The following is a 17,063-nucleotide window of genomic DNA, read 5'->3' on the forward strand; positions in this document are numbered from 1 at the left end:
GACCAGATGTCGATCCAGGCCTTCGGCGAGAGCCGTCCGCTGGTCCCGACCGCCGATGGCGTGCGCGAGCCGCAGAACCGCCGCGTCGAGATCGTCCTGCGCTAATCCCGCAGGACCTCTCACGAGGTACAGAACGGGGCGGGACCGAAAGGTCCCGCCCTTTTTCTTTCCCAAGCCCCGCTTCTGTCCTAACCCGGCGCCATGACCGCACGCCCCGACCGCCAAGCCATCCAGGCCGAAATCTTGCGCCAAATCGCCGCCCTCCCTCCCGGTAAGAGCATCTCCCCAAGCGATGTGGCGAAGGCTCTGCAGCCGGAAGGCTGGCAGTCGCTGCTGGCGCTGGTGCGTCAGGCGGCCGTCGCTCTGGCGCGGGAGGGGAAGATCGAGGTGCTGCGCAAGGGAAAGCCGGCCGAGTTGGACGATCTGCGGGGCGTCATCCGCTTACGCGCCCCTTTCGTTGCGCCGGCCGCGGATTGACCCAGCTCCCCTACGGGGGACACTCACCCGCCCAAACGACAGCCGGATCCGGTGCATGCGACATTCCCTTGGCGCCCTGCGCGACGCATGGGCCCTCTCCCGCCCCTTCTGGAACGGGGAGCACCGCTGGGCCGCGCGGGGGCTCCTGGCCGTGGTCGTGGTGCTGAACCTCGCGCTCGTCGCGATGAACGTCATCCTGACCTACTGGCAGCGCGGCTTCTACAACGCGCTGGAGACGAAGGACTGGCAGTCCTTCATCAACCTGCTGCTGCTCGGCGGCCGCACCGAGGACTTCGCCTTCATCCCGGGCTTCAGCCTCGTCGCGACGCTCTATATCGTCGTCGCGGTCTATGCGCTCTATCTGAAGCAGCTGCTGCAGATCCGCTGGCGGACTTGGCTGACTGACTCCCTGTCCCGCCGCTGGCTCGGGCACCGGGCTTATTACCGGATGGCCGTGCAGGACCGCGGCACGGACAACCCGGACCAGCGAATCGCCGAGGATGCACGGGCCTTCGTGGATACCACCCTCACCCTCGGCCTTGGGCTGATGCGGGCCGTCGTAACGCTCTTCTCCTTCATTTTCGTGCTCTGGAGCCTGTCGGGTGACGTGACGGTCTTTGGTGTCACGATCCCCGGCTATCTCGTCTGGGTGGCGCTCGCCTATTCGGCGGTGGGCACCTGGCTCACGCATCTGATCGGCCGCCGGCTGATCGGCCTGAACTTCCTGCAAGAGAAGGTGGAGGCGGACTTCCGCTTCGCCCTGGTTCGGGTGCGGGAGAATGTCGAGGGCATCGCGCTCTATGGCGGTGAGACGGAGGAGCGCATTGGGCTGGCCATGCGCTTCGGGGCGCTGATCGGCAACTGGCGCGCCATCATGAGCGCAACGAAGCACCTGACCTTTTTCACGGCCGGCTTCTCGCAAATCGCGACGATCTTCCCCTTCGTGGTGGTGGCGCCAAACTACTTCGCCGGGCGGATTCCGCTGGGCGGGCTGATCCAGACTTCGTCGGCCTTCGGCTCGGTGCAGGAGTCCTTCTCCTGGCTGGTGAACAACTATTCCGAGATCGCGTCCTGGCGGGCGACGGTGCAGCGCCTCTCCGGCTTCGAACAGGCGATCGCCGTGGCGGAGACGCGGTCCGAGGAAGGCCCATCTGTGGTCGAGGAGGCCCGGCCGGGGCTGGAGGTGTCCGGCCTGGACCTGGCGCTGCCAAACGGGCGCCGGCTGCTGGAGAAAGCCACCCTGTCCCTGGCACCGGGCGAGGCGGTTGTGGTGACGGGACCCTCGGGCAGCGGAAAATCCACGCTGTTCCGGGCCATCGCGGGCATCTGGCCCTTTGGATCCGGGCGCATCGCCGCTCCGGCCGGGCAGGCCGCGCTGTTCCTGCCGCAGCGACCCTACCTGACCCTGGGCACGCTACGCCGAAATCTCTGCTATCCCGCGGCCGAAACCGCCTTCGACGACGCGGCGCTCAGCACGGTGCTGGCCGACGTAGGGCTGGCGCATCTGGCGCCTCGGCTGGAGGAGGTGGAAAACTGGGACCGGGTCCTCTCCGGCGGCGAGCAGCAGCGCCTGGCCTTTGCCCGTGCCCTGCTGCAACGCCCGGCCTGGCTCTTCCTGGACGAGGCCACGGCGAGCCTGGACCCGGCGTCCGAGGCCCAGCTCTATGGACTTCTACGGGACAAGTTGCCGGATACGGCCATTCTCTCGATCGCGCATCGCCCGGCCGTCGCCAGCTTTCACGACCGCACGCTGCGCCTGCAGGACCGCCGGTTGGTGCCGGGCTGAGCGGCCCCGCGGCGACGCAGCGGAAATCCCGGGAGGCGGTGCCTCCCGGTCTTCCTCAGTGCTCCTGATCCGGCGCCGGGTCGGAGTTGAGCAGCGTGTAGCGTTCCTCCCCGATCTTCTCGATCAGGGTGAACTGCGCATGCAGGAAGTCCTCGTGCTTCTCCTCATCCGCCAGGATCTTCAGAAGAAGATCGCGGGAGACATAGTCGCGCACGGATTCGCAATAGGCGATGCCGTCCTTCAGATCCTGGATGGCCTTCTGCTCCAGCCGGGAGTCGCATTCCAGAACCTCCTTCACGGACTGGCCGATCAGAATCTGGTTCAGGCGCTGAACATTGGGCAGGCCGTCGAGGAAGAGGATGCGCTTGATGAGCCAGTCGGCGTGGCGCATCTCCTCGATGGACTCTTCGTATTCATGCTTGCCGAGCCGCGTCACGCCCCAGTGGTTCAGAGTACGGGCGTGCAGAAAGTACTGGTTGATCGCGGTCAGCTCATTGGTGAGCTGGGTGTTCAGATGTTCGATGACCTTGGCATCGCCGGGCACGGCTCGGGCCTCCACGTGTTTCGGAAGCCCAGATGGAGCCGTAGCCCAGGCCGGTCAAGTCTTTGTTTTTTATAGCCTGTGCGACTAATTCGCGATTGGTTCGAGCTGTTGCGCCGCATTCGCGGCTGCGACTTGGCTACGAAGCATGCAGAGGATTTGGGAGGTGCAGGTACCGCACTGGGCCTTGCAGTTACAGGCGGCGTAGACGTCGTGAGTACGACCGGCACCGGAAGCGATGGCGGACCGGATCTGGGTGTCGGTCAAGCCATTGCAAATGCACACATACATGCCGAGCAGGACTCCCCCTACGCCGTCAGTGGCGCTGAAGGGAGTTAACCCAGTTGCGAAGGCTGATGCAAGTCATTCTCATCCAGGGGATGCAAAATTCTACCCCGCGTCACGCAACACCCGCAGCACGTCGAGTCCATAGCGATCCAGCTTGGACGCCCCTACCCCATGGACCGAGGCCAGCTCGTCCAGGTTACGCGGCCTCTGGGCCGCGATGTCCGCCAGGGTTCGATCGGGGAAGATGACATAGGCAGGCACGGCCTGGCGGGTCGCCTCCTCCTTCCGCCAACTCCGCAGCGCTTCGAAGGCCCCGGAATCGGCAGGTTCGCCGGCAAAGGCGGAGGCCCCGGCCGGCGTCCGGCCAGCCCGCTGCCGGCGGGGTGCCCGGGCGGCTTCACGCATCGCCTGCTCCTGCAGCATCACCGGCTGCTCGCCGCGCAGGATGGGGCGGGCGGCCTCCGTGGCCTGATAGATCGGCAGGTTGGTGTCGCTGGCCATCTCCAGCGCGCCACGGGCCAGCAGGTGGCGGGCGATGTTGCGCCAGGCCCCGTCGGCCACGTCGCGCCCGATACCGAAGACCGAGAGCTTGTCATGGCCGAAGGAGCCGACCTTGTCAGTCTCCTTCCCGCGCAGCACGTCCACCACATGGCCCAGCCCGAAGCGGCCGCCGGTACGGTGCACGGCAGAGAGCAGCTTGCGCGCGGCCTCGGTCGCATCGACCAAGCGTGGCGGGCGCAGGCAGGCATCGCAGTTGCCGCAATCCTCGGCCAGATCGTCGCCGAAGCAGCGCAGCAGCAGCCGGCGGCGGCAGGTGGCGCTCTCCACGATGGCGACGAGGCGGTCCAGCCGCTCATGGTCCAGCCGCTTCTGCGCATCCGCGGCCGGGCTTTCGGCAATGCGGCGGCGCGCGACGGCGATGTCCTCGGCGCCGTAGAGCAGCAGGGCGCGTGCCGGGGCGCCGTCTCGGCCGGCGCGGCCGATCTCCTGATACCAGGCCTCCGGCCCGCCCGGCAGCGCCAGATGGGCGACCCAACGTACGTCCGGACGGTCGATGCCCATACCGAAGGCGATGGTCGCGGCCATCACCACCGGATCGCCGGAGGAAAATCGGCGCTCCGCCGCGCGCCGGTCGGCCGCATCCATGCCGGCGTGGTAATGGAGTGCGTCATAGCCGTCGCGGCGCAGCCGGGCGGCGGTGCGCTCCGTCTCCGCGCGGCTCGGGCAATAGATGATGCCGGCGCCGCGACCGTCATCCGCCTCCTCCATGAAGGCTGCGATCTGGGCGATGGCATTGTCGCGTGGCGCGACCTCAATGCGGATATTTGGGCGGTCAAAGCTACCGCGGAAGACGGGCGCATCGGTCAGGGACAAGCGCTCCCGGATGTCGTCCACGGTTCGCGCATCGGCCGTCGCGGTCAGCGCCACGCGCGGTACCTCGGGGAAGCGCTCCGCCAGCATGGTCAGCATGCGGTATTCGGGCCGGAAGTTGTGGCCCCAGGCGGAGATGCAATGCGCTTCGTCAACCGCGAAGAGCGCCAGGTCGCGCCGTGCGAGGCGATCCGCCGTGCCCTCCAGTGCCAGCCGCTCCGGTGAGACATAGAGGAGCTTCAGCTTGCCATTCGCGAGGTCGAGCGAGATGCGGCGCCGCTCCTCCTCATCCAGCCCGGAATGCAGTGCGGCCGCCGCGACGCCCTGCTGGCGTAGCGCAGCGACCTGATCCTCCATCAACGCGATCAGCGGGGAGATGACGACGCCGAGTCCATCCCTGCAGAGCGCCGGCACTTGGTAGCAGAGCGACTTGCCCCCGCCCGTGGGCATCAGCACGAGGCCGGAGCCGCCGGCCACCACATGCTCCACGATCTCCGCCTGGCGGCCGCGGAAATCGGTGAAGCCGAAGGCATCATGAAGGACGGCGCGGGGATCGGCGCTCACATGCGCCTCCGCTGCGCGGGAATCGTGGTCTGGGCTGTCATGGTGTCGGCATCAAATGGTGCAGCGCGCGGCGCAGCGACAGGGCACGCGGGCGAAACGAGGTGATCAGGACATGGCCGGCAGCGCCCGCCCGCCGGCCAGGCGAAGGATGCGCGTCGGCCGCTCCACCCCGATCAGACGATGGGTGATGAGGATGGCGCTGCGCCCGCCCAGGGCAGTGTCCAGCGTCTCCAGGAAGGCGCGCTCGGTCACGGCGTCCAGCCCCGCAGTCGGCTCATCCAGGATGATGACGGAGGCAGGCGAGAGCAGCGCGCGGGCAAGAGCAATGCGCCGTGCCTGCCCGCCCGAGAAGCGGGCCCCGGCTTCGCCGCAGCGCGTCTCGAGCCCGTCCGGCAGGGCGCGGATCAGCTCGGCGATGCGGGCGCGCTCCAGCGCTTCCCAAAGGGTAGCGTCCGACGCCTCCGGCGCGGCGAGGCGGAGATTGGCCGCAATGGTATCGTCAAAGAGCGTAGCCTCCTGAGTCAGGCAGGCAATGCGAGCGCGCACCGCATCGGCCGAAAGCGTCGTGTAATCGGCGCCCCCTAGGGTCATCGTGCCCGCCTGTGGAGCAGCAAGCTTCAGCAGCAGCGCCGCCAGGGTGGACTTGCCGGCGCCGGAAGGGCCGAGCAGCGCGATCCGCGCACCTTCCGGCAGGTCGAAGGAGAGATCTTCGAAAACCGGGGCGCGGTCCGGCCCCCACGCGAATTGCACACCGCGGACGGTGATCGCGTGGCCTACCGGCTTGGTTGAGATCGGTGGGTCCGGCACCGGAATGGGCTGATCGGCGGCTTCCAGCAGCCGGCGCGCGCCCGCAGCCGCCAGGGCCAGCGCCGAACCGGCGCGCGGCAACACGCCAAGCGCGTCTGCTGCCGCCAGCACGAGGAAGAGGGCCACCACCGCGGCCCCCGCACTTCCGCCTGAAATCCCCCAGGCAAGCGCCCCAAGCAATGCCCCCTGGACCAGCACCGTGCCGGCCGCCGCGCCGAGCGATCCGGCCCGGGTCAGGCGCCGCCGCTCCGCATCCACTTGCCCGGCGGCCTCCTCCACGCGCGCCAGGGCACGCGGCTCGGCATTGGCGGCCAGGATGTCCTCCATCGCCGTCAGAGGCTCCACCGCCTCGGCGCGCAAGGCCCCCATGGCGCGAGCGGTCCGCTCCGCGGCGCGCGCGGCGAAAGGCGCCACGAGCAATGGCAGCAACAGCGCGACGGCGAGCGGCAACGCGACAATGGCGGTGAGCACAGGCGACAGGGCATCGAGAATGACAGCGATAGCCAGCACCACCGCGGCCGCGGCCGCCATGGGCACCACGGCGCGGAGATAGAGACCGTCCAGCGCCTCCACGTCGCTGACCAGCCGCCCCAGCAGGTCGCCCGACCGTGTCAGTCCCGGCCCGGCGGAGAGGCGCCCGGACAGGCGCCGGAAGAACCAGGTGCGCGTGTCAGCCAGGGCCCGGAAGGTTGCCTCGTGGGTCGCCATCCGCTCCCCCCAGCGCAGCAGCGGGCGGACGAGAATGAGCGGGCGCAGCAGAATCAGGGAAGCGGCCCCGGCGGCCAGCGTGCCGGTCGCCAGCCCCGCTGCCACGCCGCGCCCGGCCAGGGCAAGCAGAGCCAGACCGGTAAGTGCCGAGGCGCAGGCCACCAGCGCACCGAAGACCAGCCATCCGGCACGCGAGCGCCAGAGACCAAGAATCCGGAGCAGATCGCGGGCCGCGGTCACGTGTTCACCGCCCGGCGCTGCGCCACCGCGCGCCCCTCCCGCAACTCCAGCACCTTGGGGAAGCGAGCGCGCAAGGCGGCGGAATGGCTGGCGATCACGGCAGTCCTGCCTGTGCAGAGGCGGCGCAGGCTTTCCAGCACCAATGCCTCGGTCGCGGGGTCAAGATGCGCGGTCGGCTCGTCAAGCAGGACCACGGGTGCGTCCCGCAGGAAGGCCCGGGCCAGGGCCACGCGCAGGCGTTGCCCGCCGGAAAGTCCGTAGCCGCCCTCCCCGACCAGCGTGTCCAGCTCCTCTGGAAGATCCTGCGCAAAGCTCATCACCTCGGCCGACTTCGCCGCGGCCTCTACGGCGGCGTCATCGGCCTCGGGCCGGGCGAGGCGGATATTCTCGCGGATGGTGGCGCGCAGAAGCACGGGGCGTTGCGGCAGGTAGGCCATCAGGCGTCGCAGCTCGGCCGGTGCCAGGGCCAGCGCATCGCGGCCATTCAGCGCGATCCGGCCGCCATCTGGGCGGGAAAAACCCATGAGCAGCTTGAGAATGGTTGACTTGCCGGAACCGCTCGGTCCGGACAGCACCAGCGTTTCCCCGGGACGCACGCTGAAGGAAACGTCCTCCAGCGCCATGGGCCGGGCTGGGTCGGGCCGGTGGGAAAGGTGGTCCACGACGAGGGTAACATCCGGCGGAACCTCCTCGAGCCTCAGACCGGCCGGGGCCGGGGCCTCCAGGATCGGCGCCAGCGCGGCGGCTGCCCCCTGGGCGGACATCCGCTCGTGATAAGCGACGGAGAATGCCCGGAACGGGGCAAAGAAGGCGGGCACCAGCAGCAGGCAGAACAGCGCCGCCTCGGGCAGCGGGTGCCCGGCCGAGGCCAGCGTCCCGTGCCGCCATGCCAGGCAGCCCAGCACCGCGGCCGCGATCAGCTCCAGCGCACCCGTCGAGAGGAAGGCGAGACGCAGCACCCGCATGGTCCGCGCCCGTAGATCCTGCGCCGCCCGGTCCAGTGCCTCGGCCTCCGCCTCCTGCTGGCGGAACAGGACGAGGGTGGGCAGGCCACGCATTCGGTCGAGAAAGCGTCCGGAGAGTTGTTGCAGGGCGTCAAATTGGCGCCGGCTGGCCACTGCGGCGCCGATGCCTGAAAGGGCCATGCCCATCGGCACGAGCAGCCCGGCAGCGAAGAGGATGACGCCGCTCAGGGGATCGACCACTGCCGCGGCGATCGCGACCATGAGTGGCGCACCGATCGCGAGGGCGGCAGCTGGAATCCAACGGGCAAAATAGCCCTCCATGGCCTCGACCCGATCCACCGCCAGGGCAGCACCCTCACCGGCCGGTCGGCTGGACGGCGTCTCGCCCAGAAGGCGCATGAAGAGGCGCCGGCGCATGGTGGACCGTGCCGCCTCCCCGGCCCGGGCCGCGGTCGCTTCCTGTGCGACCGCGAGCCCCACTTGCACCAAGGCGAGGGCGGCGGCCCCGGCCAGCACGTCCCAGCCCGCTCGGCCGAAGCCGAGCAGCGCGGCGAGCAGGTCGGCTAGTAGCCAAGCCTGGGCAATGCCGCAGGCCGTCGCCGCGAGCCCCAGAAAGATCGGTGGAAGGAGCGCCGAACGGCCTTCCCGCGCGGCGGCGGAGAGGAGGGCGCGGGCAGGGTCTCGGCCGGCACGTTGGGACATGTCGGGAGGGTTCTAGGCCAGATCGCCGTCCGCTGGAATCAGCCTGATGCGCGATCCTGACCTTCGGCGCGCCGATGGCGCCCCCGGACGCATCCCCGGATGCCATCGCGCCGCGGTGTCCGCCTCGATCATCAATGTTGTTCCGAAGTCAGAACTGGACTTGCTAGGCTGGGCAATATGCTTGCTAGGCTTGGCAATATGATAGCAATGCAGCGCCTTGCCCTTCAGGTTCCGGCGATCCGGCGGCTCAGAGACTCACGTAACCTTCTTCTGAAGGAACGGGAGGCCGCTGTACTTGCGCGGGATCTTGCCCTTGCTGGCCAGCGCGCGGCAGAAGCGGCGCTGGAAGCCCTCCGGAGCAAGGCCGCCGACAGTCCATTCTTCCACTACAATGCGGTCTTTGGCGCCGAGGAGATCATCCGCCGTCACGCCGCGCCGGGACTCGTCCCACGTCCGGGCTATATTACGAACTTCCTCGGCGTGCTGGTCGATCCGAAGTTCCTTCCATCCGTGCTCGAACCCTTCGCAGGCACGGTCGAGCCGCTTCCGATCCCGGCGAACTGGCACGCGGATATCGCTGAGTGGGCCGCCGCGCTGCGCGCGGTGGACCTGGCGAAGAGAAGTTTCACGGTCATTGAACTCGGTTGCGGCTGGGGGTGTTGGCTCAACAACACCGGCGTTGCGGCCCGGCGTGCAGGGCTCGACGTCCATTTGGTCGGCATTGAGGGCGACCACGGCCATTTGCGCTTCGCCGAAGAGGCCACGGCGATCAATGGCTTCAGCCCGTCGCAATGCGTCCTGCACCATGGCATCGCTGCCGCGCAGCCTGGCACGGCCCTGTTTCCTAGGCAGGAGGAGGCCGGCAGTACCTGGGGTCTGGAGCCCATCTTCGGGGCAACGGAGGAGCAGCGGGAAGAGGCCGTGCGGTCCGGGAAATTCGATGTGCTGCCGATGGTTGCCCTATCGGAGGTGGCGCGCCCCCTGCCCCGGGTCGATCTTCTGCACGTCGATATCCAGGGCGGAGAGGCAGACCTCGTCGCAGGCTGCCTCGACCTGCTGCGGGAAAAGGTGGCCTATCTCCTGATCGGGACTCATTCCCGGCAGATCGAGGGACGGCTCTTCGATATGCTGCTCGGTCAGGGATGGCGTCTCGAGATCGAGCGGCCGGCTATCCTCAACCTGCACGGGCCCTCGCCCGTCGTGGTTGTGGATGGCGTGCAGGGCTGGCGCAACGCCGCCCTGCTTCCGTAACCAGGGAAGCCTGGCCAGGGCCAGCCCGCCACGCTCTGGAACGCCACATGCATCCTCGCCGGTCCCCTGAAGGCAAGGACCGGCATGCTCCCCACCCATGACCGTTACGACTACCACCCCTGGCGCGGCCGGCCGCAGTGGAACTGGCCGAACGGGGCGAGACTCGCCGTCTATCTCGGCGTGAATCTTGAGCATTTCGCCTTCGGCCAAGGCCTGGGGGCGGAATTGGCGCCCGGCGGTCCACAGCCCGATGTGCTGAACCATGCCTGGCGCGACTACGGCAACCGCGTCGGCGCCTGGCGCCTGCTGGAAACGCTGGACGAACTCTCCCTGCCCTGCACCGTGCTGCTGAACGGCGCCATCTACGACCACGCGCCGGCACTGGTCGCTGCACACCGTGCCCGGGGCGACGAGATAGCCGGCCATGGCCGCACCAACTCCGAGCGGCAATCCGACCTGCCGGAAGCGCGGGAACGTGCGCTGATCGCGGAGGCCACCGCCGTCATCACGGGGCGTGAGGGCCGTGCTCCTCGCGGCTGGCTCTCGCCCTGGATCGCCGAGAGCCACGCCACGCCGGACCTGCTGGCGGAGGCCGGATATCGCTACACCCTCAATTGGTGCAGCGACGACCAGCCGGTCTGGCACCGCACGCAGCATGGCCCGCTGATGGCCATTCCTTACCCGCAGGAGGTGAACGACATCCCCGCCATCATCGCGCGCAAGGATGGTGCCGCGCAGTTTGCGGAGATGATCGTGGACGACTTCGACGAGAGGCTACGCCAGACACGTGACGGGGTGGCGCAGGTGATGGGGATCGCGCTGCACCCCTATGTCATCGGCCAGCCCTACCGAATGCGGGCCCTGCGCCGGGCGCTGGCCCATATTGTCGCCCGGCGGGAGGGCGTCTGGATCACCACCGCGGGGGGGATCTTCGATCATGCCCTCTCCCTACCGGAGGGGAGCGTTCCCGGCTGACGGGGGGTTGGCAACTGCCGGAGGCTTACCGGATGCGATCCGGACGGTCCCGTATCAGACCCCAGCCGGCACCCAGACCCGCCCGTCGAAAAGCCGCCGCGCGGTGCGATAAAAGGAACCGGCGCGTGCCTGCCACACGCCATCCCTGCCCCGCTCCACCTCCGCCCCGACCGTCAGGATGCCGGAGGGCATGCCCAGCCTTAGCGCGCCTCCCGTCGGGGCAGCCGGGGAAAGTGCCTCATGCACGAGGCTGCCCTCGATGCGGGCCGCGACGGCGGTGCAAAGGGAGATGGTGAGTGGCAATGCCCGATGTGGCTGGCCGTTCGAAATGATGCGGGCGGCGACGTCCATCGCCCCGGCCGGGATCGCTTCGCCGCTCAGGTCTCGGAATGGCGCGGCGGGGCTGACAAACCCCACGAAGGGAATGGCTGAAATTCGCCGGGCCGCCTCGGGGTCGGGCGCGATGCCCATGGCGACCGACGCCGCGACGCGGATCGCCTGCAGCCGTGCCATGACATCCGGTCGTGCCTCAATTGCCTCAGGAAGTTCCGTGCCAGCCAGCCCGATGTCGCGGGCACGGACAAAGGCACAGGCATTGGCGGCGTCCACCAGGGAGACCTCGATCCGCGTGCCGTCCTCCAAGGTAAGCAGGTCCAGCGCACGGCCGGTGGGAAGAAGCCTGCCCGTGCTGGCGCCGCCGGGCTCCAGGAAGTCCAGCCGGATTGGCGCACCAGTGCCGGAAACGCCGGGGATGGCGAGGTCGCCGGCATAGCGCGGCATCCCGCCGGCCACGGCGAAATGCGCGTGGATAATCTTGCTCGTATTCGTGTTGTGGATGCGCACCACCGCATCACCATCCGGTACGCGGACCAATCCTTCTTCCACGGCGAAGGGGCCAACGGCGGAGGACATGTTTCCGCAATTCTGCCGCAGCTCAATCCGTGGCTCACGAATCATGATCTGCGCGAAGGTGTAGTCGAGATCGGCATCGTCCCGGGTCGCCGGCCCGATAATGCAGGCCTTCGAGAGAGAGGAGACGCCGCCGCCCATGCCATCGAGCTGGCGGCCATAAGGATCGGGACTGCCCAGCGCGGCGGTGAGGATCGGCGTCCAATTCTCCGGCGAGGCCGGAAGATCGCGCGCATGGAACATTACTGCCTTGCTCGTCCCGCCGCGCATGAACACGGCGGGGATCGCGCGCTGGTCCATGGCCTCAGAAGGTCACGACGGAGCGGATCGACTTGCCTTCATGCATCAGGTCGAAGGCGTGGTTGATCTGATCCAGCGGCATGGTGTGGGTGATCAGGCTGTCGATGTCGATCTTCCCCTCCATGTACCAGTCAACGATCTTCGGCACGTCGGTGCGCCCGCGCGCGCCGCCAAAGGCCGAACCCTTCCAGACGCGGCCGGTGACGAGTTGGAACGGGCGCGTGCTGATCTCCGTGCCACTAGGCGCCACGCCGATGATGATGCTCTCACCCCAGCCGCGATGGCAGCATTCCAGCGCCTGCCGCATGGTGTGCACATTGCCGATGCATTCGAAGGAATAATCGGCGCCGCCATCCGTCAGGTCCTGGATGGCCTGCACCACCTTGTCGCGGCCGACCTCATCCGGGTTGACGAAATGCGTCATGCCGAACTTGCGCGCCATCTCGGCCTTGGCGGGATTCAGGTCCACGCCGACGATCTTGTCGGCGCCCACCATGCGGGCGGCCTGGATGACGTTGAGCCCGATGCCACCGAGACCGAAGACCACGACGTTGGAGCCCGGCCGGACCTTGGCCGTGTAGATCACGGCGCCGATGCCCGTCGTTACCCCGCAGCCGATGTAGCAGACCTTATCGAAGGGCGCGTCCTCGCGGATCTTCGCCACAGCGATCTCCGGCAGCACCGTGAAGTTCGAGAAGGTGCTGCAGCCCATATAGTGCCAGACGGGCTTGTTCGGGTTGTCGCAGGAGAAGCGGCTTGTGCCGTCCGGCATGACGCCCTGCCCCTGGGTCGAGCGGATCGCGGTGCAGAGATTGCTGCGCTGAGAGAGGCAGGTTTTGCACTGGCGGCATTCGGGCGTGTAGAGCGGGATCACATGGTCTCCCGGCTTCACGCTGGTCACGCCCGCGCCCACCTCGCGCACGATGCCGGCGCCTTCATGGCCGAGAATGCAGGGGAATTTCCCCTCCGAATCGAGGCCGGACAGGGTGTAGGCATCCGTGTGGCAGACCCCCGTGGCCATGACCTCCAGCAGCACCTCGCCGGGCTTCGGGCCTTCCAGATCGACCGTCTCGATCGTCAGGGGCTTGTTCGCCTCCCAGGCGACGGCGGCGCGGGTCTTCATGTCGGCGGGTCCCTTTCCTGATCCTGCAGTGCTTCTATCCGCGGCAAGCGGCACGGGCCAGAGGAGGACGGCGTGACGGGCGAGGAGCTGACGACACGGGTCCGGGAGGGAGCAGCTCCTCCGGAGCCCGATGCTGTGGACCAGGTCCGAATCCGCTTAGCTTCCTCTGCTTCCCGCCGGGTCCGTCCCGCCGCTGATGAGTCCGGCGAAGGTCACGATCCGGGTGCCGGCCCCACTGGGTGCGGATGGCGCGGTCGGCCCGGCTCCAGATCGCCTCTCCCAGACACGCAGTTTACCCGGCTGTTGTGGCGGAAAGCGACCTCACGCATATGGCCAGACCGCCCGAACGCCGAGGTCTGGATCCGGGTGGCCTGTTGAAGCGGCCGTGCCAGCCCGCGCATCCTGGTGGACGTCATGGCAAGGACGGCAAGCTGAATGCCCGGAATCGGCCATAATGGTGGCCCGCCGCTCGACCCCGACGAATCCTGGCGGGAATGGTGCTGGAGGCGTGCCCATAAGCGGGCCTGGAAGACGCCCCCGCGCGAGATCGCCCTTCGCCGGCTCGCCCGCGCCGAGGAACTTGGCGTCACCTATCGCGAATACACGCTGGAGATCATGGAACGGGGCCGCTACCCCTGACGAAGCGGCCTGGACGGTGGTGGCGCACCCTGAGGGACTTGAACCCCCAACCAACCGGGTAGAAGCCGGTTGCTCTATCCAGTTGAGCTAAGGGTGCTTCTCCAGCCCGGCGACGCCTCAATGAGTCCAGTTGTTGAGGCGGTCGGTACGGAAATTGTCGGCGTAAACCTTGGGCCGGATTGCCGGGCGCTGGCGGCGCGGCTCGACCTCATAGGTGAGGCCCTCGGCCTTGGCATAGGTCTCGGCCGCCTCCAGCGTGTCGAAGCGCAGGCGCACCTGACGGTTCGTGTCGCCCGACCCGTACCAGCCGGTCAGCGGGTCGATCCGCTTCGGCTCGGCCGGCTCGTATTCCAGGACCCAGTCATCCGTCCGCGCCAGACCGGACTGCATGGCGCTCTTCGGCGTCGAATAGATACGGGCGATGCTCATGCGCGGCACTCCAGTCGAACTCTTCCGCCGCCCGCGGGGCGGCCGGCAGTATCTCTTCGAATCGGGGCGGCGGGATTCGAACCCACGGCCTCCTGTACCCAAAACAGGCGCGCTACCAGGCTGCGCCACACCCCGAAACTCGACGGGAACCTATGGGCGCGGCGCCCCGGACGCAATGGCCCTGCGCAGGATCATGCTGCCGGAATGATCTCCGCCCCGCCCATGAAGGGCCGCAGCGCCGGCGGAATCGCAATCGAGCCATCCGCCTGCTGGTGGGTTTCCATGACCGCGATCAGGGCCCGGCCGACGGCGACGCCGGAGCCATTGAGGGTATGAAGGAACTGGTTCCCCTTTCCCTCCCTGGGCTTGAAGCGCGCATTCATCCGGCGGGCCTGGAAGTCCCGCATGTTCGAGCAGGAGGAAATCTCCCGCCATGCCCCCTGTCCGGGCAGCCACACCTCCAGGTCATAGGTCTTGGCGGCGCCGAAGCCGGTATCTCCGGCACAGAGCATAATCCGGCGCCAGACCAGGCCCAGTTCGGTGAGCACCCGCTCGGCACAGCGGGTCATCCGCTCGTGTTCCTCCGCGGACTGCTCGGGCGTGGTGATCGAGACCATCTCGACCTTGCTGAACTGGTGCTGCCGGATCATGCCGCGCGTGTCCCGGCCGGCCGAGCCGGCCTCGGAGCGGAAGCAGGGCGAGAGGGCGGCCAGGCGGTAGGGCAGCTCAGCCTCGGGCACGATTTCGTCCCGCACCGTATTCGTCAGCGGCACCTCCGCCGTCGGGATCAGCCAACGGTCATCGGTGGTGCGGAAAAGGTCATCGGCAAACTTGGGCAACTGGCCCGTGCCATACATCGTGGCACTGTTCACCAGCAACGGGACCACGGTCTCGGTATAGCCGTGCTGGTCCACATGGAGGTTGAGCATCCATTGCCCGAGGGCCCGTTCCAGCCGGGCGAGCGGACCGCGCAGCACGGTGAAGCGGCTGCCGGCCAGCTTTACCGCCGTGGCGAAATCCATCCCGCCCAGGGCCTCACCCAGTTCGAAATGCTGCTTCGGGGTGAAGGAAAGCTCCGGGATCTCGCCATGCTGGTGCAGAACGACATTGGCCGACTCGTCCGCACCCTCAGGCACATCGGCGTCGAGGATGTTGGGCAGGGCCTCCAGGATGCGGGTCTGGGCCTCCTCGGCCGCCTTGGCCTCTGCCTCCAGCCCCTCCATCCGGGCACGCAACTCGGTCGCCTCAGCCTCTAGCGCGGAGGTGTCCGCACCGCTCCGCTTGCCCTGCCCGATCTCCTTGGCCAGCGCGTTTCGCCGGGCCTGGGCCTCCTGGGCCGTGGTCTGGGCGGCACGCCGGGCGGAATCGAGGCGCAGCAGCTCTTCGGAAACCGGCGCGAGGCCACGTCGGGCCAGCGCGGCATCGAACGCGGCCGGATCGGCGCGGACGGCCCGTATATCATGCATAGGTCGAGCCTCGGATCGGGGCTTAGGTCGTTGGGGGCTTGGGCTTGGGCGTCATCCAAACCGCGGCCAGGATGGACAGCTCGTAAAGAGCTAGCAGCGGCACGGCGAGACCAACCTGGCTGATGACGTCGGGCGGCGTCAGCACAGCGGCAGCCACGAACATGCCGACGATCGCGTAGCGGCGTCCGCGGCGGAGCTGCTCCACGCTCACGATCCCGACCCGGGCCAGCAAGGTCAGCAGGACCGGCATCTGGAAAGCGACGCCAAAGGCCAGGATCATGTGCATGACCAGCGAAAGGTATTCGGACACCTTCGCCTCGAGCTGCACCGGCAGCCCGCCACCGCCGGTCGGGGTCTCGAAGGAGATGAAGAACTTCCAGGCCAGCGGGAAAATGAAATAATAGGCCAGCGCCGCGCCGAGCACGAAAAGCACGGGGGAGGCGATGAGGAAGGGCGTGATGACCTTCTTCTCGGATCTGTAGAGGCCTGGCGCGATGAACAGCCAGAGCTGCGTCGCCCAGATCGGAAAGCTGAAGAACACGGCCCCGAAGAAGGCGACCTTCAGATAGGTGAAGAAAGCTTCATAGAGCGCGGTGAAGATCATCCGCCGCTCGCCGCCACCCTGCTCCATCAGGATGTCGGCCAGCGGGCGCGCCAGGAAGCCGTAGATCTGGGTCGAGAAGTAGTAGCAAACCGCGAAGGCGATGCCGAAGGCCCCGATTGACCACAGGAGCCGCGTGCGCAGCTCAAGCAAATGGTCAATCAACGGCATGGGCTTGTCGTCGATTGTATCGTCCGGATCGCGAGGCACTGTCTTCGGGCGCTTTTCGGTTCAGGCGGTGTGGGTGGCGGGGCTCGCGGGCCGCTCCGCGCCGGGCTTCGCCTCGGTCGGCGTCGCAGGCGGCGCGGAGGGCTCGGCCGTGGCCACCCCCGCAGGGGGCGAAGGAACAGGTTCGGGCACCGGGTCGAGACCCGACGCCTCCGGGGAATGCCCGCCCGGCGCGGGGCTGGGGGCGGGCGGAGTCGCGTCCGGCGTGTCGGCCGCCGCATTCGCGGCAGTCACCTCGGGCGGCGGGGTAGTCGCGTCCACAGGGGGCGCCTCAGCCGGCACTGCCGCCTCGGTCCCGGCGGCCGGGGCGGCGTCGGAGGTCGGCGGCGGCGGCGCGCGGAACGGGTCGTCCCGGAAGGTGCGGCTGATCGCGCCGTCCTCATCCACCGCCTTCTCGATGGTGGACTTCAGGTCGAAATTGCGGATGTCGCGAATCTGGTCGCGCACATCCTCCAGCTTCGCCTCACGTACCACCTCGTCCAGGTGGCCCTGGAACTCGCCGGCCATGCGACGCAGCTTCTGGATTCCACGGGCGACGCCGCGCACGGCGTCCGGAAGATCCTTCGGACCGATCACGACCACCGCCACCACGGCGATCAGCGCGATCTCGGACCAGGCCAGGTCGAACATGTTTCTCCGATCACCCGCATCGGGCGGAATGCGCCCTCGAATGGCGCTCGCCGGTCCCTCACG

16 protein-coding genes and 2 tRNA genes are annotated in these 17,063 nt (G+C 68.1%); 5 read left to right on the top strand and 13 right to left on the bottom strand.

Features of this window, described 5'->3' with window-relative positions; genetic code table 11:
* Positions 1 to 201 precede the first annotated feature (201 nt).
* Together ACO1BU_RS13175 and ACO1BU_RS13180 are read left to right on the top strand one after the other, a co-directional pair.
* Positions 202 to 477 carry a DUF3253 domain-containing protein gene (locus tag ACO1BU_RS13175; RefSeq protein ID WP_424136416.1) on the top strand — a complete coding sequence of 92 codons (276 nt, stop codon included), beginning with the start codon at positions 202 to 204 and terminating at the stop codon, positions 475 to 477.
* A 55-nt stretch (positions 478 to 532) separates the two neighbouring features.
* Positions 533 to 2,263: an ABC transporter ATP-binding protein/permease gene (locus ACO1BU_RS13180; RefSeq protein ID WP_424136417.1), complete on the top strand. Its 1,731-nt coding sequence runs from the start codon at positions 533 to 535 to the stop codon at positions 2,261 to 2,263.
* A gap of 55 nt (positions 2,264 to 2,318) precedes the next feature.
* Here the strand turns inward: ACO1BU_RS13180 and bfr are convergent, their stop codons facing one another.
* The 5 genes from bfr to cydD all read right to left on the bottom strand — a co-directional run bounded on the left by bfr (position 2,319) and on the right by cydD (position 8,449).
* Positions 2,319 to 2,807 (bottom strand): bacterioferritin, encoded by a 489-nt coding sequence (gene bfr / locus ACO1BU_RS13185; protein ID WP_424136418.1) that lies wholly within the window; start codon positions 2,805 to 2,807, stop codon positions 2,319 to 2,321.
* Positions 2,808 to 2,891: 84 nt separating this feature from the next.
* Positions 2,892 to 3,095, bottom strand: a complete 204-nt coding sequence (locus ACO1BU_RS13190; protein WP_424136419.1) for a (2Fe-2S)-binding protein — start codon at positions 3,093 to 3,095, stop codon at positions 2,892 to 2,894.
* Positions 3,096 to 3,194: 99 nt separating this feature from the next.
* Entirely contained in the window at positions 3,195 to 5,027 is a 1,833-nt protein-coding gene (recQ, locus tag ACO1BU_RS13195) for a DNA helicase RecQ (protein WP_424136420.1), read from the bottom strand.
* A 105-nt stretch (positions 5,028 to 5,132) separates the two neighbouring features.
* Positions 5,133 to 6,782, bottom strand: a complete 1,650-nt coding sequence (cydC, locus tag ACO1BU_RS13200; RefSeq protein ID WP_424136421.1) for a thiol reductant ABC exporter subunit CydC — start codon at positions 6,780 to 6,782, stop codon at positions 5,133 to 5,135.
* Positions 6,779 to 8,449 carry a thiol reductant ABC exporter subunit CydD gene (gene cydD / locus ACO1BU_RS13205; protein ID WP_424136422.1) on the bottom strand — a complete coding sequence of 557 codons (1,671 nt, stop codon included), beginning with the start codon at positions 8,447 to 8,449 and terminating at the stop codon, positions 6,779 to 6,781. Before cydD ends, cydC begins: the two co-directional genes overlap by 4 nt.
* 207 nt (positions 8,450 to 8,656) lie before the next feature.
* On the opposite strand from cydD, the gene ACO1BU_RS13210 reads away from it, so the two are divergent.
* Together ACO1BU_RS13210 and ACO1BU_RS13215 are read left to right on the top strand one after the other, a co-directional pair.
* Entirely contained in the window at positions 8,657 to 9,700 is a 1,044-nt protein-coding gene (locus ACO1BU_RS13210) for a class I SAM-dependent methyltransferase (RefSeq protein WP_424136423.1), read from the top strand.
* A gap of 84 nt (positions 9,701 to 9,784) precedes the next feature.
* Positions 9,785 to 10,675 carry a polysaccharide deacetylase family protein gene (locus ACO1BU_RS13215; protein ID WP_424136424.1) on the top strand — a complete coding sequence of 297 codons (891 nt, stop codon included), beginning with the start codon at positions 9,785 to 9,787 and terminating at the stop codon, positions 10,673 to 10,675.
* Between the two features lie 54 nt (positions 10,676 to 10,729).
* Here ACO1BU_RS13215 and ACO1BU_RS13220 read toward each other — a convergent pair whose 3' ends face one another.
* Both ACO1BU_RS13220 and ACO1BU_RS13225 read right to left on the bottom strand, forming a co-directional pair.
* Positions 10,730 to 11,884: a 2-methylaconitate cis-trans isomerase PrpF family protein gene (locus ACO1BU_RS13220; protein ID WP_424136425.1), complete on the bottom strand. Its 1,155-nt coding sequence runs from the start codon at positions 11,882 to 11,884 to the stop codon at positions 10,730 to 10,732.
* Positions 11,885 to 11,888: 4 nt separating this feature from the next.
* On the bottom strand, positions 11,889 to 13,007 hold the full coding sequence (locus ACO1BU_RS13225; RefSeq protein WP_424136426.1) for an S-(hydroxymethyl)glutathione dehydrogenase/class III alcohol dehydrogenase: 1,119 nt from the start codon (positions 13,005 to 13,007) through the stop codon (positions 11,889 to 11,891).
* 435 nt (positions 13,008 to 13,442) lie between these two features.
* Here ACO1BU_RS13225 and ACO1BU_RS13230 point away from each other — a divergent pair, with 435 nt between their 5' ends.
* Positions 13,443 to 13,646 (top strand): hypothetical protein, encoded by a 204-nt coding sequence (locus ACO1BU_RS13230; protein WP_424136427.1) that lies wholly within the window; start codon positions 13,443 to 13,445, stop codon positions 13,644 to 13,646.
* A gap of 20 nt (positions 13,647 to 13,666) precedes the next feature.
* On the opposite strand, the gene ACO1BU_RS13235 is transcribed toward ACO1BU_RS13230, so the two are convergent.
* The 6 genes from ACO1BU_RS13235 to tatB all read right to left on the bottom strand — a co-directional run bounded on the left by ACO1BU_RS13235 (position 13,667) and on the right by tatB (position 17,000).
* Positions 13,667 to 13,743: transfer RNA gene (locus ACO1BU_RS13235), tRNA-Arg, on the bottom strand.
* A gap of 20 nt (positions 13,744 to 13,763) precedes the next feature.
* Entirely contained in the window at positions 13,764 to 14,075 is a 312-nt protein-coding gene (locus tag ACO1BU_RS13240) for an ETC complex I subunit (protein ID WP_424136428.1), read from the bottom strand.
* A 61-nt stretch (positions 14,076 to 14,136) separates the two neighbouring features.
* Positions 14,137 to 14,210 (bottom strand) — tRNA-Pro (locus ACO1BU_RS13245).
* Positions 14,211 to 14,266: 56 nt separating this feature from the next.
* Positions 14,267 to 15,541, bottom strand: a complete 1,275-nt coding sequence (gene serS, locus ACO1BU_RS13250) for a serine--tRNA ligase (RefSeq protein ID WP_424136429.1) — start codon at positions 15,539 to 15,541, stop codon at positions 14,267 to 14,269.
* 22 nt (positions 15,542 to 15,563) lie between these two features.
* Entirely contained in the window at positions 15,564 to 16,313 is a 750-nt protein-coding gene (gene tatC, locus ACO1BU_RS13255) for a twin-arginine translocase subunit TatC (RefSeq protein WP_424136430.1), read from the bottom strand.
* Between the two features lie 60 nt (positions 16,314 to 16,373).
* Positions 16,374 to 17,000: a Sec-independent protein translocase protein TatB gene (gene tatB / locus ACO1BU_RS13260; RefSeq protein ID WP_424136431.1), complete on the bottom strand. Its 627-nt coding sequence runs from the start codon at positions 16,998 to 17,000 to the stop codon at positions 16,374 to 16,376.
* Positions 17,001 to 17,063: the final 63 nt, after the last annotated feature.

It is taken from the genome of Roseomonas chloroacetimidivorans, from assembly GCF_049629625.1.
GTDB lineage: Bacteria > Pseudomonadota > Alphaproteobacteria > Acetobacterales > Acetobacteraceae > Roseomonas > Roseomonas chloroacetimidivorans.

What these genes read in the sequence shown, in the direction of transcription:
- ACO1BU_RS13210 (WP_424136423.1), top strand. Translation starts at nt 8,657, where the DNA reads ATGCAGCGCCTTGCCCTTCAGGTTCCGGCGATCCGGCGGCTCAGAGAC.
- ACO1BU_RS13180 (WP_424136417.1), top strand. Translation starts at nt 533, where the DNA reads ATGCGACATTCCCTTGGCGCCCTGCGCGACGCATGGGCCCTCTCCCGC.
- ACO1BU_RS13175 (WP_424136416.1), top strand. Translation starts at nt 202, where the DNA reads ATGACCGCACGCCCCGACCGCCAAGCCATCCAGGCCGAAATCTTGCGC.
- ACO1BU_RS13225 (WP_424136426.1), bottom strand. Translation starts at nt 13,007, where the DNA reads ATGAAGACCCGCGCCGCCGTCGCCTGGGAGGCGAACAAGCCCCTGACG.
- ACO1BU_RS13190 (WP_424136419.1), bottom strand. Translation starts at nt 3,095, where the DNA reads ATGTATGTGTGCATTTGCAATGGCTTGACCGACACCCAGATCCGGTCC.
- cydD (WP_424136422.1), bottom strand. Translation starts at nt 8,449, where the DNA reads ATGTCCCAACGTGCCGGCCGAGACCCTGCCCGCGCCCTCCTCTCCGCC.
- ACO1BU_RS13240 (WP_424136428.1), bottom strand. Translation starts at nt 14,075, where the DNA reads ATGAGCATCGCCCGTATCTATTCGACGCCGAAGAGCGCCATGCAGTCC.
- tatB (WP_424136431.1), bottom strand. Translation starts at nt 17,000, where the DNA reads ATGTTCGACCTGGCCTGGTCCGAGATCGCGCTGATCGCCGTGGTGGCG.
- tatC (WP_424136430.1), bottom strand. Translation starts at nt 16,313, where the DNA reads ATGCCGTTGATTGACCATTTGCTTGAGCTGCGCACGCGGCTCCTGTGG.
- ACO1BU_RS13220 (WP_424136425.1), bottom strand. Translation starts at nt 11,884, where the DNA reads ATGGACCAGCGCGCGATCCCCGCCGTGTTCATGCGCGGCGGGACGAGC.
- ACO1BU_RS13230 (WP_424136427.1), top strand. Translation starts at nt 13,443, where the DNA reads ATGCCCGGAATCGGCCATAATGGTGGCCCGCCGCTCGACCCCGACGAA.
- serS (WP_424136429.1), bottom strand. Translation starts at nt 15,541, where the DNA reads ATGCATGATATACGGGCCGTCCGCGCCGATCCGGCCGCGTTCGATGCC.
- ACO1BU_RS13215 (WP_424136424.1), top strand. Translation starts at nt 9,785, where the DNA reads ATGCTCCCCACCCATGACCGTTACGACTACCACCCCTGGCGCGGCCGG.